The 13,959-nt window shown below is 65.8% G+C and carries 11 protein-coding genes; 8 read left to right on the top strand and 3 right to left on the bottom strand.

Features of this window, described 5'->3' with window-relative positions; genetic code table 11:
* Positions 1-8 precede the first annotated feature (8 nt).
* From ACQP2U_RS31520 to ACQP2U_RS31495, 6 genes are all read left to right on the top strand, one after another.
* Positions 9-716 (top strand): response regulator, encoded by a 708-nt coding sequence (locus ACQP2U_RS31520; RefSeq protein WP_433716639.1) that lies wholly within the window; start codon positions 9-11, stop codon positions 714-716.
* Between the two features lie 104 nt (positions 717-820).
* Positions 821-1,279, top strand: a complete 459-nt coding sequence (locus tag ACQP2U_RS31515; RefSeq protein ID WP_397032363.1) for an OsmC family protein — start codon at positions 821-823, stop codon at positions 1,277-1,279.
* A complete protein-coding gene (locus tag ACQP2U_RS31510) occupies positions 1,279-1,557 on the top strand; it encodes an acylphosphatase (protein WP_327101153.1) in 279 nt (92 codons plus the stop codon). The genes ACQP2U_RS31515 and ACQP2U_RS31510 overlap by 1 nt, the downstream gene beginning before the upstream one ends.
* A 385-nt stretch (positions 1,558-1,942) precedes the next feature.
* Positions 1,943-2,440 (top strand): hypothetical protein, encoded by a 498-nt coding sequence (locus ACQP2U_RS31505; RefSeq protein ID WP_433710778.1) that lies wholly within the window; start codon positions 1,943-1,945, stop codon positions 2,438-2,440.
* Positions 2,440-3,603, top strand: a complete 1,164-nt coding sequence (locus ACQP2U_RS31500; protein WP_433710777.1) for a glutathionylspermidine synthase family protein — start codon at positions 2,440-2,442, stop codon at positions 3,601-3,603. Before ACQP2U_RS31505 ends, ACQP2U_RS31500 begins: the two co-directional genes overlap by 1 nt.
* A 29-nt stretch (positions 3,604-3,632) precedes the next feature.
* A complete protein-coding gene (locus tag ACQP2U_RS31495) occupies positions 3,633-4,082 on the top strand; it encodes a DUF350 domain-containing protein (protein ID WP_433710776.1) in 450 nt (149 codons plus the stop codon).
* Positions 4,083-4,106: 24 nt separating this feature from the next.
* On the opposite strand, the gene ACQP2U_RS31490 is transcribed toward ACQP2U_RS31495, so the two are convergent.
* The 3 genes from ACQP2U_RS31490 to ACQP2U_RS31480 all read right to left on the bottom strand — a co-directional run bounded on the left by ACQP2U_RS31490 (position 4,107) and on the right by ACQP2U_RS31480 (position 7,939).
* Positions 4,107-6,359, bottom strand: coding sequence for a hypothetical protein (locus tag ACQP2U_RS31490; RefSeq protein ID WP_433710775.1), 2,253 nt, complete (start codon positions 6,357-6,359; stop codon positions 4,107-4,109).
* Positions 6,360-6,487: 128 nt separating this feature from the next.
* Positions 6,488-7,429: an alpha/beta hydrolase gene (locus ACQP2U_RS31485; protein WP_433710774.1), complete on the bottom strand. Its 942-nt coding sequence runs from the start codon at positions 7,427-7,429 to the stop codon at positions 6,488-6,490.
* 84 nt (positions 7,430-7,513) lie between these two features.
* Positions 7,514-7,939 (bottom strand): DUF1707 SHOCT-like domain-containing protein, encoded by a 426-nt coding sequence (locus tag ACQP2U_RS31480; protein ID WP_433710773.1) that lies wholly within the window; start codon positions 7,937-7,939, stop codon positions 7,514-7,516.
* 1,190 nt (positions 7,940-9,129) lie between these two features.
* Here ACQP2U_RS31480 and ACQP2U_RS31475 point away from each other — a divergent pair.
* A complete protein-coding gene (locus ACQP2U_RS31475) occupies positions 9,130-9,738 on the top strand; it encodes a hypothetical protein (protein WP_433710772.1) in 609 nt (202 codons plus the stop codon).
* Positions 9,739-10,275: 537 nt separating this feature from the next.
* Positions 10,276-13,893, top strand: coding sequence for a chromosome segregation protein SMC (gene smc, locus ACQP2U_RS31470; protein WP_433710771.1), 3,618 nt, complete (start codon positions 10,276-10,278; stop codon positions 13,891-13,893).
* The last annotated feature ends 66 nt before the right edge of the window (positions 13,894-13,959 follow it).

The raw sequence follows: 13,959 nt of genomic DNA, 5'->3' as shown, positions 1-13,959 counted from the left end.
GAGTCGTGATGACCGACAAGAAGAAGGAAGCGCCGTCGACCAAGGTCCTTGTGGTCGATGACGAACCGCAGATCGTGCGCGCACTGCGCATCAATTTGTCGGTGCGCGGCTATGAGGTGATCACCGCGGGCACTGGTGCGGCGGCCTTGCGCGCCGCGGCCGATAAGCATCCCGATGTGGTCATCCTGGATCTTGGCCTGCCCGATATGGACGGCATCGAGGTATTGGCCGGACTGCGCGGCTGGTCCGTGGCCCCGGTGATCGTGCTCTCGGCGCGTACCGATTCGACCGACAAGGTGGAGGCGCTGGATGCGGGCGCGGACGACTATGTCACCAAGCCGTTCGGCATGGACGAGCTGCTCGCTCGGCTGCGGGCCGCGGTACGGCGCGGCGCGACCGATACCGATACCGTCGACCCGGTGGTGGTGACGTCCTCGTTCACCGTGGACCTGAGCGCGAAGCAGGTCACCAGGAACGGTGATCCGGTGCACCTGACCCCGACGGAGTGGGGCATGCTCGAGATGTTGGTGCGCAATCGCGGCAAACTCGTCGGGCGGCGCGAGCTGCTGCGTGAGGTATGGGGGCCGTCGTATGCCACTGAAACGCATTATCTGCGGGTGTATCTCGCACAATTGCGGCGCAAACTCGAGGTCGACCCGTCGAATCCGAAGCATCTGCTGACCGAGGCCGGAATGGGGTACCGCTTCCAGGAGTGATGTCTCGCAGATCACCGGCTCGAGTGGCCATTCGCGGAAGGGCTCGCGCTCGCGTGGCGTTGGCGGGGGTGAGTGTTCCGTTTCGAGAATGGCAGGATCAGACCATGGCTGACCAGACCCCCGCATCCGTGACGACGACCGAGCCGACCACCCTGTGGGTCGAGCGCACAGGGACGAGGGCGTACACCGGTCGCAGCTCGCGCGGTGCCGAGGTATTGATCGCATCGCAGGGCGTGCCCGGAGCGTTCACCCCGGGTGAACTGCTGAAAATCGCGCTGGCGGGCTGCTCCGGATTGAGCGCGGACTTCCCGCTCTCGCGCAAGCTCGGCGATACCTTCGACGCGACAATTCGAGTCTCCGGCGACGCCGACCGTGAGAACGAGGTGTACCCGCAGCTCGACGAGGTGTTCGAGCTGGACCTCAGCGAATTGGACGAGCAGGCACGCGAGCGACTGCTGGTCACCGTGCAGCGCGCCATCGACAAGGTCTGCACCGTCGGCCGGACGCTCAAGGCCGGTGCGAAGGTCACACTGACATTCGATATCGACGCCACCGACGCGTGATGCCGGAATCGGTTCGGCTCAGCGCATGGGTGCACGGCTACGTGCAGGGCGTCGGCTTCCGCTGGTGGACGCGCTCGCGGGCATTGGCACTCGGCCTGGTCGGACACGCCACCAACGCCCGCGACGGTCGGGTGCACGTGGTGGCAGAAGGGCCGCGACCCGCATGCGAAATGTTGCTGGATCTTCTTCGTTCCGGAGATACTCCTGGTCGGGTCGACCTCGTTGTGGAAAGCTGGGAGCCCGCGCGGGGAGATTTGTCCGGATTCGAGGAGCGGTAGTGGTTTCGACGACCGAGCGATGTGATCGTTGAGTACGGCAGGTCCGGGAGCGGGAGACGACGCGGGGCGGACTCAGCCCGATCCGGAGCCGGGGTCGTCGACGCCCGACGTGCCCGAGTCCGGCGGGTATGCGGAGTTTGAAAGCACGCCATCGCAACCGTTTTCACCGGGGAGTGGGGCCCGCTCGGAAGGTGCCGAGTCTGGTTCTGCAAGTCCTGGGTCTGACGCGGCGGGCGGCGGCTCTGGTTCGCAGGGCGGCGGGGCTGGTTCGCCGGGCGACGGGCCGGTTCAGCCTGGCGCCGAGCCGCGGCGGTTCAGTAGCCCGCCGCAAAGAGGCAGTATCCAGCGGCAAGAGCCCGGTATCACCCAGCCGCGTCCGCCGACGGTGGCGGAGGCGCGGGCGCGTGACAAGGCACGTAAGCACGCCGAGGAGGCACAGCGGGCCGCGACGGCCGCCGCCGAGCAAAAGAAGCGCACTCGCAAGCGCGTGCTCATCGGCGGTGTCGCCATTGTCGGTGTCGCGGGTTTGGTCGGGGGCGGTTATCTCGCATATCGCGCGCTCACCAAACCCGATCAGGTGACCGCCTATTGCACCGTGATCGATCAAAACGGTCAGGAGGTCACCGCGCCCGACGACGACTGCGAGGTCGCCTCGACCGCCGTCGGCTCCGGGACGACCGGCGCGTACACCGGCAGCAACGGGATCTTCATCTACAACGGGCACCAGTACCGCTACTACTACGGCGGCAACAACACCGTCGGCAAACCGCCGTCCGGTGGAACCACCGTGCAGCCCAAGGGTACTCAGATCTCGACCAAGAGCGGCAGCACCGTCACCCGCGGCGGTCTCGGGACCAGCAGCAAGAGCGGCGGAGGTTCGTAATGCGACGCGTGCGCGCTACACCGCGGCCCGGCTGGCAGCAGATCATCGAAGGCCAAGGCCTGGTCTACGGCTCGCCCGGCCGGGATGCGAGCGGTCTGCCCCGGCCGTACTGGGATGAATCGGTGCACTACGAGTTCGAGATGTCGGAAATCCTCGCGTTGGAGGCCGACGTCGAACTGCTGCATTCGATGTGTCTGAAAGCCGTCGAGCATGTCGTGCTCACCGAGCGGTACAAGGATTTCGGTCTGCCCGAATGGAGTTGGGGACCGATCGCCGAATCCTGGAAGCGTAACGACCCGTATGTCTATGGACGCTTCGATCTGCGCTATGACGCGCGCCGCCCGGCGAAGCTGTTGGAGTACAATGCCGATACGCCGACCTCGCTGTTGGAGGCGGCAATTGTGCAGTGGCACTGGCTCACCGCGCTCTATCCCGACGGCGATCAGTGGAATTCCCTGCACGAGAAGCTGGTCGAGCGCTGGACCGAGCTGCGCGACATCCTGCCGTCTGCACAACTGCATTTCACCTGGTCCGGTGCGGACGCCACCGGTGAGGACAATGTCACCACCGCGTATATGCAGGAGACCGCGGCAGAGGCCGGATTCGACACCATCGCTTTACCGATCGAGGAGGTCGGATTCGATAGCGAGCTGGAGCGTTTCGTCGATCTGGCCGAGGGGTCGATCGATGCGATTTTCAAGCTCTATCCGTGGGAATGGGTGCTCGACGACGATTTCGGTAAACGCGTGGTCGCGCGCCTGCCGCAGACCATGTGGGTCGAGCCGCTGTGGAAGACCCTGCTGAGCAATAAGGCGATACTCGCGATCCTGTGGGAGATGTATCCAGGGCACCCGAATCTGTTGCCGGCCTATCTCGATCAGCCCAATGAGCTCACCGAGTACATTCGCAAGCCGAAGCTCGGGCGCGAGGGCGCGAATATGACCATTGTCGGCGCGGGCCTGGAGACGGCCACCGGCGGCGTGTACGGCGAAGAGGGCTTCGTCTATCAATTGCTCGACCCGCTACCGGAATTCGACGATATGCGCCCGGTCCTGGGCGCCTGGATCGTCGGCGACAACGCGGCCGGACTCGGGATCCGCGAAACCGCCGGATTGATCACCGACGACGGCTCGGCCTTTGTCCCGCACCGCATTACGCAGTAACTACGCGACCTCACCTCGGAAGGATCACGATGACCGCAGTTGCCCTCGAATCGGGTTACTGGAACTCGCTCGGCACCGGCGTTGGAGCCATCGTCTGCTACGCCATTGTCGGCTTGGCCCTCATGCTCGTCGGCTTCTACGCCATCGATCTGACCACACCCGGCAAGCTGCGTGCGCTGGTCGCCGCGGGTAAGCCCAATGCCATCATCGTCACGGCCGCGGGCATGGTCAGCATGGCCTTCATCGTTGTCCTGGCGACCTACGCTTCGGCGGGCAAGCTTTCCGAGGGGCTCATCGCGGCCAGCGTCTATGGGCTGGTCGGCATTATCGCGCAGGTGATTTCGGTGCGGGTCATCGAGCGCGCACTCGGCATCGATATCGGCGCGGCGTTGGCATCCGATGTCTACACCACCGAGGTTCTCGTGGTGGCCGCCGCGCATTTCGCGCTCGGCCTGGTTGTCGCCTTCGCCATTCTGTAGATCCTGGGGGGGCGGTCCCGGAGGTCAGTTGTCGTAGGAGGCGACTCCTACCGGCCCGACCCCGAGACAGAGGTCGAGTCCTGTGGTGCGAGGACTGATTCGGAGCATGGAACCGCTCCCGACCACTCGAACGTAGACCGTGTTCAACCCTTCGCGAACCGGCGCGCCCACGGGCTCGCCGTGTTCGAAAGAGACGGTAATCCGTCCATCTTCATTTGCCAGATAGTTGAGCTGCACAGTCCATTCATGTTCGAGCATCGGCCCGTCCAGCGGAATATCGCTCGGCTGCGGGCCCCGAATCCGATACCCACAGCCACCCTCGGGTCCAGGCAGAACACTGCGATTCCACCAAACCGCCGCCGCCACGATCTCTCCACTATCGGTAATCATCCGCAGCCGCGGTGTCGAATCAGCAAACGTATTCGGCTCAGCGACCGGCGCAAGCACCCGACTGACCAGATTCTGCGGATAGGCCGTCGGATTCAACACATCCCACGGCACCTCCTGCTCCAGCAGCGGCACCGCATCCGCCCCCGCCAACGCCGCCTTCACATTCGTCACATACGTCTTGGTCGGATTAATCCGCCAAGACTTCACAAACGCCGCAGTAGACCAGAGACTGCTCACCAGAAACACCGCCCCCAATACCGCAGTGACCCGCGGACCAGGCACGAATACCGGTATGCGACTACCCATTCCGGGAATCCACCTGGTCATCCGGCCGCCGACCGCGAACAGCGCACGAGCACGGCCATGTATCGCGGGGAGCTGTCGACGCGAATCTGCGAGCCGCCCAGGAGTGTGGTCCTTCGGGGTGGTCGCATCGCATCGCGAGTCGGGAAGCACCGCGGCAGCGTGGCCGCGTGTACCCGCGAACAGCGCACGAACGCGGCCTTGTCCAACGGGGGCGCGGCGACGCGAACCAGCATCACGATCTCTGGGGCGCTGCCCACGCGCGAGATCGCGAAAGCCGGGAAGCATTTCAGCGGCGTGCGTATCAGGAAGCGAATCCGGAGCATGGTCGCGCGGTTGAGCACGCAATATCAGTGCACCCGCTGCGGTCGAAACCACTGCGATATCGGCGAAATAGCGCAGGGACTGCATCAGTTCGCCTGCGGTATTCGGTCCGCTGCGGGCCAAGGCGACCGGCAGTTGTGCGACGAGTACATATACCGCCGCTGTCAGCCATACCGGCCCCACACGAATCCGGGCACGCATGGAAAGCAATACGAGCGCACACAACGCGACCCACGCCGACACCACCGCCCAGCCTGGCGGATCCGCCCACGGCGTCGACGGGAGCCAGCGCTCCCAACTCCACGGTCCGCCGAACAGCGTTGGCACAATCCCCAATGACGTTGCGTCGGGCAATAAGTCACGCAACTCCGCCGGGCTGGTCTGCACCGCCGAAACGTCCACCACCGTCAGATATGCGGCAAGCCAACAGGCGATCACCACACCGGAGCCAGTCCACAGCGCCACCCCACGCCGCGCCACCACGCGCAGCGCGGATCCGAGACCGTCGACGTGCCGAACGAGCACGACTACGGCGAATGCCGCAAACGGAACGATCACCGACTTCTCGAAAAACAGCAGCGCCACCCCAAGCACCACGACCGCCGATACCGCATATCGCCGCCGCCCTGTCTCAACCAGCCGCACCGCATCACCGATCACCCAGGCGAGCGCGAATTGCAGCGGCAGCGCATTGAGCGCGGCGGCCCACCATGCGTATGCGGGCAGCGTCAGCGGGCAGAACAGATAGAACCCCAACGGCACGAGAATCGCCCAGCGGACCCCGGCGAGCACGACCAGCATCCGTACCACCGCCACCGACGCCACCAACTGCAGCACCACCAGCGATACCAGCGGCCCTGCCCACGTCAACGGGGCAACCCTGGTAACCACCCAAGCCGTAGCAAACGCCAACGGCATGAAATGCCCGTCATGGTTGTACAACAGCAAATCCGCGGACCACAGCGAATAACTTCCCGCCCGCCCCACCAAAATCAGATCATCCCAATAGAAAAACCCGCTCCCCGCCACCCACCCGCGAACTGCCAACTGCACCACCACGAGACACGCGGCCACCCCGAGCACAACCCGCCCCGCCCCAACCCTGCGCGCAGGCGCGACGTCGACCAAGTCCGGCACGGCGACGGTATCCATGTCACCCCACCGTAGTGTCACGCCCTGGCCGCGCGACAACTTCGCGCCGCGGACCGCGTGCTCTTTCGCGCCCGCGGTCGCGTTCTCCGGCGCCACGTACCGATTCACCGGGCGGAATGTGCGCGAGAGGTGAATCCGTGCGCGGAGCAGCTCGCGAGATTGCGGGCGGGCATAGCAGCCGCCGAGCATGCGCGCGTCGGCGGCTTTGGACTATCGGCGCGACGGGTCTGGCACGGTCATGCGCCGAGGGCTCGGGCCAGGTGTGGCCAGGAATCGTGGAGGTCGGTTTCGAACTGGCCCCAGGTGTGTGAGCCCTCGGGGCGGTTGACATGGATGGCGGGGAGTCCGAGCTCGCTGAGCCGGTCCGCGAACGCATCCGTGCAGGAGCTGGCGATGGCCTCGATGGGCGGGAAGCCGAGTCCGCCTTCATCGATCGCGCCTGGGGTGCCGGTGGCGGCCGAAAGGTAGATCGTCTTGCCCGCCAACGCACTCGCATTGGCGAACGCGTCGTGCGTTCGCCAAATCCCTTGGCCCAGCTCACCCCACATATTCACCGGATTCGCGCCGCCGCGGATCACCTGCGCGCTGACCATCGCCACCCCGAGCGCATCCGACGTCCACGGACATCCGCTGTAGGCCGCCACCGCGCTGTACACATCGCGCGCCTGGATCGCCAGATCCACCGCTGACCCCGCACTCATCGACACACCTGCGATCGCATTGCGTCCGGTGCTGCCGAGCCGGGTATCCATAACGGCAGGGAGTTCTCGCGAGAGATAGCTCTGCCAGCGGTTCCGGCCGACTGCCGGATCGTCGCTGATCCAGTCGGTGTACATGCTGTAGGCGCCGCCGATCGGCAGCACCACGTTGACATGTTTATCAGCGAAGAACTGCCGGACATCGGTATCGTCCCACCACGAAATGCCATCGGTGCCGCCACCGATCCCGGTGAGTAGATACAGCGTCGGCGCGGGACCGCCCGCGGCTCGAATCACCCTGTTGCTCACCACCCGGTCCATCGCGGGGGAATACACGTCGACTTGCGAGACCGAACCGTCCAGCGGTGTCTCGCCAACCACGTGCGGCGCCGCCACCGCAGGGGGAACGGATATGACAGAAATTGCGAAACCGGCCACCAGCGCACTCACGAGCGAGGCCAAATACCTTGAAGCCCTCACGATTCCGTAGTACCACCAGAGATCAATACGCAAACCCAATGCGTGCCAACACCTTCGAGATGCTCGCCGCGACCTGACTGGTTGTCAGTGAGTGTGTCGTCCGAAGCGGCCCGATTCGAAACCGGTCAGCATGCGGAAGGCGAGGACGGCGCCCCACGGGCCGATGACCCAAATCGGCCATGGGTAGGTGAATTCGCCGACACTGAGCGAGATCGCGGCCCAGATGGTGAGCACCAGGACACTCACTCCGAGCCATGAAGTACCCTCGATCTGCTGCCAGATCGGGAAGCGGCTCATCGAATTCTTTTGCACGGCAGACTCTTTCGGCAATTTCGGCAGATCCGAGAGCACGAGCTGCAGATCGTCGCGAACGCCGGTCTCATAGACGCGGGCGACGCGCTGATCGTATTCGGCGAGGTCGATTCGCCCGTCGGCCATATGTCGTCCGAGCAGCCGCACAACCTTCTCGCGCTCCGCATCGGAGGCCCGAGTACCAGGCGAGATTTCCATGTCCAGTTCCTAACGACTAGATCCATATTCCACATTGGAATGTGAAATCAGAATGCACCCTCCAATGTGGAATGTCAACCCTTGTGCGGAGGAAGTGGTCGTGCTCGGCGGAGTTCGGGCGTTGCCACCTCAGTGCGCTCGGCTACGCGGTGTGCAGCCTATGACCTGCGGTGACGCCGACCGGATTGCTCGTTTCGCCGCTGCGCCTGTTGTTCTCCCCGGTTCGGCTGATGTGGTTCGCCGGGGTGTACGCCGGATAGCAGGTGGCGGTGTGCACCGGAACTTTCGTCCCGGAGCATGCCGGTCGGCTGGCGGTAGTTCTGTTGTTCGCCGTACCGGGTGGCGGGTGGTTCTTCCCGGCGATCGCTAGACGGCTCCGACCGGCGCGGGTCCGCCGAGTTGCCGCGGCGGTCCTGTGTTGGTGCGCCTGGTTCGTCCCGGGGCGACTCGGTGCGGCGTCGGTTGGGTCTGCCCCGACTTGGGGACGGTTCGTCCCAGCTCTCACTCGAAGGCTCGGACTGACGGGGATCCACACCGGCTACATGGTGGGTGTACGTGGGTATGTGTGGTTCGTAAGGTGGCTGACCGTGGTGTTCGGTCGGTGCTGCGCTACGGCGGGCGGACGATGGCTCCACCCTGTCATCGGCCGATGATTCGTATCGGGATGCACGCGATCGCCTGATACGGCGTGCTGATGGATCGTCCCACTGGTCGCTTGGCGGTGCGTTCCACTGATCGCTCGATGCGTCGCCCCGATGGTCGTTCAGTGAGGTGTTCCAGTGATTGCTCGGTGTTGTGCCGTGTTGGGGGCTTTGGTGGTTGTCCCACTGGCTGCTCGGTGGTGTGTCCCAACGATCGCCCGCTGGTGCGTCCCAGCCGTCACTCGGTCTTATGCCCGCATGAGCCTCCGACTGTGCCTCCCGCCGATCGTTCGTTCTTCGGCGGGTATTCGACGGCTGGTCGCGGCGTCGGGTCGACGGTTCGTCGGAGCGTTCGGCTGGGTTCCGAGGATCTTGGGAGCGTTGGGATGCGGCGGCCCTGCGGCGGGTGGGCGGTGGAGGGTCTTGGTCGGATGATGGGTCGCGGCGGCCTGATCGGCTGGGCCGAGGCGGGTCCACGTGGTCGGGTGTATTGCGGCGCTTAGTCGCTAGCTGGTGTGCCCCAGTGGATTCGCGGGACGACGCGGTCGGATGATCGCGTTGGAGGGCCTCGGGATCGACCACCGGCAGCTCCCGGGTAATGCGGTCGGAGGTCTCGCCGCGTTCCCGGAAGGCGGCAACGATGCCTTGGTTGTGCAGCCAGGCGCCCGGGTCGTACCGGTCTCGGGGATCCAGCTCTGGAACCGCGTGTTCCAGGAGGTCGAGCAGGTCACCGCGGCCACCGCCGAGGGCGGCGCGAATGGCGGGGAAGGTGGTGGCGCGGAAGGCCCAGTCCCATTCGTAGGCCGGGTGGGTACCGCTGGAGTCGTGGCCGTGGAAGACCAGATCACCGGAGCGGGTGATACGAGCTCGCACCGATATGGCGTCGGATTCGATGAGGAAACCGCGGATGTCGGTGCGGGCGCGGGTGGCGGCGTGGTCGGCGGCCTTTATCTCGAACCAGGCCGTCGTGAGACCGGTAAGCGCGAGTACGGCGGCGAAGGCGACTTGGCCCCAGACATCGGACAGATCGTTTTTCCGACTGACCTCACACGCATACAGAAACACCAGGCTCCCCGCGACCAACGTCGCGATGCGCGTCAGCCGCAGCGCCGTCGGATGACGGATCAGACCGAGCGCGGTGCTGGTCTTGTCCGATGACATGCTGTGCACTCCAACTAACGGTCCGCTGGCGAATCAGACAGGATCGTATGCGCCCCGGCACGCCGGCGATACCGCAAGGACAAACCGGTCAGTCCGGGGAGTCGGGGTGCCCGCCGAGTCGAGGAAGACGAGTGATATCGCGCGGCTCGCATCGGCTGCTCCGCCCGCATCCCCAACCGCGTGGCCAGGGAGAACACCGGGCTCAGCACCAAAGGGCTCATCGATGTGAATCATCCTGGAAGCCAAGCGGTTGCTGATGCTCGTACCGGACTCGCTCGCCGAGATCGCTGCACGCCCGCCGCCCTCGCCACACGCGGAACGCCTGAGGTGCGAAGGCCGACAAGAGGTGCGAAACTGACACGCGGCCAGCAAATGTGGAGCACACCGAAATGCGGGACATCGGATGCGGAGTCGATAACCTACGCAGGGTGTCCGCCCGCTTACGGGGTAACCGATGCCAGACGGATACCATGGCTGGTCGCCCCGACGGGACGACCAATTGTCCGACAACCGCGCAGGGAAGGGTCGTCGAACTTGCACCTGAAGAGTCTGACGTTGAAGGGGTTCAAGTCCTTCGCGTCCGCGACGACCTTGCGTTTCGAGCCGGGCATCACCTGTGTGGTCGGCCCGAACGGTTCCGGTAAATCCAATGTCGTCGACGCACTCACCTGGGTAATGGGCGAGCAGGGTGCGAAGGCGCTGCGCGGCGGCAAGATGCAGGATGTCATTTTCGCCGGTACTTCCGGACGCGCGCCGCTCGGCCGCGCTGAGGTCACGCTGACCATCGACAACTCCGACGGTGCGCTGCCGATCGACTACGCCGAGGTTTCCATCACCCGGCGCATGTTCCGTGACGGCGCGGGCGAATACGAGATAAACGGCAGCTCGTGCCGCTTGATGGATGTGCAGGAACTGCTCAGCGACTCCGGCATCGGCCGGGAAATGCACGTCATCGTTGGGCAGGGGCAACTCTCGGCGATTCTGGAATCGCGTCCCGAGGACCGCCGCGCCTTCGTCGAAGAGGCCGCCGGTGTGCTCAAGCACCGCAAGCGCAAGGAGAAGGCGGTCCGCAAGCTGGAGGCGATGCAGGCCAATCTGGCCCGCCTCACCGACCTCACCACCGAGCTGCGCCGTCAGCTCAAACCGCTCGGCAGACAGGCCGAGGTTGCCCGGCGCGCCCAGACGGTACAGGCCGATCTGCGCGACGCGCGACTGCGGCTGGCCGCCGACGACCTGGTCACCCGGCGCAACGAGCTGGAAAGTCAGCAGAGCAAAGAAGCGTACGCGCGCGAACAGCAGATCACGGTGCAGACCGAACTCGATGCCGCCAATGCCGCACTCGCACAGCAGGAATTCCAGCTGTCCCGGCTGACCCCGAGCGCCGAGGCCGCCGCGCAGATCTGGTTCCAGCTGTCCGCGCTGGCCGAGCGGGTCAACGCCACCATCCGCATCGCGGGCGACCGAGCCCGCAACCTGCACACCGAAATACCCGTCGGCAGCGGTCGCGATCCGGAGCAGCTCGAGGCCGAGGCCGAACGCGTGGAGGCCGAGGAGGCCGAACTGCGCGAGGCCGTCGAAATCGCCGCCGAAACCCTGGAGGCCGCGCGCGAGGCACTCGCCGAACGCGAGCAGGCCGCCAAGGCTGCCGAGCAGGCACATCTGGCCGCGGTGCGCGCTATCGCGGACCGTCGTGAGGGTCTGGCGCGGTTGTCCGGCCAGGTCGAAAACCTGCGCACCCGATCGCAGTCGGTGGATGCGGAGATCACCCGGCTCACCGTCGCGATCGGCGAGGCCCGCCAGCGCGGTGCGGCAGCCCAGGCCGAATTCGAAACGGTCCAGGGCGAACTCGGGGAACTCGAGGCCGGTGAAGCCGGTCTGGACGCCCAGCACGAGCACGCGGTGCAGGCCCTCGAACTCGCCGATCAGCGCGTCACTGAACTGCGCGAACAGGATCGCGACGCCAGCAAGCGGGTGGCCTCGCTGAGCGCCCGCATCGAAGCGTTGGGCATGGGTTTGGCGCGCAGGGACGGCGCGGCCTGGCTGGTCGAGAATCGGGCACAGGGCCTGCTCGGGCCGCTCTCCGGGCTGATTCGGGTGCACGGCGGTTTCGAGGCCGCGGTCGCCGCGACCCTCGGCCCGCTCGCCGACGCCGTTGCCGCCGATACCGGAGATTCCGCACACGCCGCGGTCCGGGCGCTGAAGCAGGCCGATGGCGGCCGCGCCGCGCTCGTCTTCGATGCCGCGGCTGCGCCGATCACCTCCGATGGCGTACTGCCCGGCGGGGCGCGCTGGCTGGCCGACGTGGTCGACGCACCCGACAACGTGCGCGGCGCCATTACCGCGCTGACCGCCGGTGTCGCCGTGGTCGACGATCTCGCCGCCGCCACCGAATTGGTCCGCGCTCGGCCGGAACTGCGCGTGGTCACCCGCGACGGTGATCTCACCGGAACCGGGTGGGTGCTCGGCGGATCCGATCGCGCACCGAGTCAGCTGGAAATCCAGGCCGATATCGATACCGCCAAGGCCGATCTGGTCGCCGCCCAACGCCGGGCCGAGGAGCTGGAGGCGGCCCTGTCCGGTGCATTGGCGGAACAAACCGACCGCAAGGATGCCGTCGACCAGGCACTGCTCGCACTGCATGAATCCGATCAGGCCCTGGTCGTGATCTACGACCGTCTGGGGAGGCTCGGTGAGGTGGCGCGCACCGCCCAAGCCGATATCGACCGGCTCACCGGCCAGCGCGCGGAAACCGAGTCGGGTAGGGAAGAGGCGCTGTCGGCGCTGGCCGATCTCGAAGAACGGCTGCGTCGTACCGAACTCGAATCCGAGGTCGACGACGACGGCATGGGCGCGGCGGGCACCGAATCCGCCGGACGCGACCGGGAGGAAGCCGCCGCCGCATTGGCCGAGGCACGATCCATGGAAGTGGAGGCTCGCCTGACCGTGCGCACCGCCGAGGAACGCGCGGAATCGGTTCGCGGCAAAGCGGATTCGTTGCGCCGGGCGGCACGTGCCGAACGTGAGACCAGGGCTCGCGCCGAACGTGCACAGGCCGCGCGCAAGCAGGCCGCCGAAGTCGCCGCCGCGGTTGCCGAATCCGGTGCCAAGGTCGCCGCCGAACTGGAATCCGTTGTGGCGCAGGCCGGTGCGCGCCGCGACGAACTGGTGCGCCGCCGCACCGAATGTGCCACCCAGGTCGAACAGATCAAGGAGCGGGTCCGCGCGCTGACCACCCAACTGGCCCAACTCACCGACGCCGTGCACCGCGACGAGGTCGCCAAAGCCCAAGCGGCGCTGCGCATCGAGCAGATCGAGGCGACCATCGCCGAACAGTTCGGCATCGCACTGGCCGACTTGATCGCCGAATACGGTCCGGATGTGCCGATGCCGCCATCGGATCTGGAATGGCAGGAGTACGAACAGGCCAAGGAGCGCGGCGAACAGGTGACCGCGCCCGCACCGATGCCGTTCGACCGCAAGTCCCAGGAGCGCCGCGCCAAGCGTGCCGAGAAGGACCTTGCCACCCTCGGCAAGGTGAATCCTCTTGCGCTGGAAGAATTCGCGGCGCTCGAGGAGCGCTACAACTTCCTCGCCACTCAGCTGGAGGATGTCAAGAGTGCGCGCAAGGATCTGCTGGATGTGGTCGCGGAAGTCGATGCGCGCATCCTGCAGGTGTTCACCGAGGCGTACGAGGATGTCGAGCGCGAATTCGTCGGCGTCTTCGCGAAACTGTTTCCGGGCGGCGAGGGCAGGCTGGTGCTCACCGATCCATCGGACATGCTGACCACCGGTATCGAGGTGGAGGCGCGTCCGCCCGGCAAGAAGGTCAAACGACTGTCGCTGCTGTCCGGTGGCGAAAAGTCGCTTACCGCGGTTGCCCTGCTGGTGGCCATCTTCCGCGCCCGCCCCTCACCGTTCTACGTGATGGACGAGGTCGAGGCCGCGCTGGACGACACCAATCTGCGCCGCCTCATCGGTCTGTTCGAGCAGCTGCGCGAGAAGAGTCAGCTGATCGTCATCACCCACCAGAAGCCGACCATGGAGATCGCCGACGCCCTCTACGGCGTCAGCATGCGCGGTGACGGCATCACGCAGGTGATCAGTCAGCGGCTTCGCGGGGAGAACCTGGCTCCGGTCGGCGCGGCCAGCTGACGAACCCCTTGTGATCGTCGCCTTTTCGACCTGACTGCCATAGCGCACTCGTCCTCGGGATCCGCA

It is taken from the genome of Nocardia sp. CA-084685 (assembly GCF_050955785.1).
GTDB lineage: Bacteria > Actinomycetota > Actinomycetes > Mycobacteriales > Mycobacteriaceae > Nocardia.
Note: the sequence above shows the minus strand (reverse complement) of the source record. Positions and strands in the feature narration are given on the sequence as shown.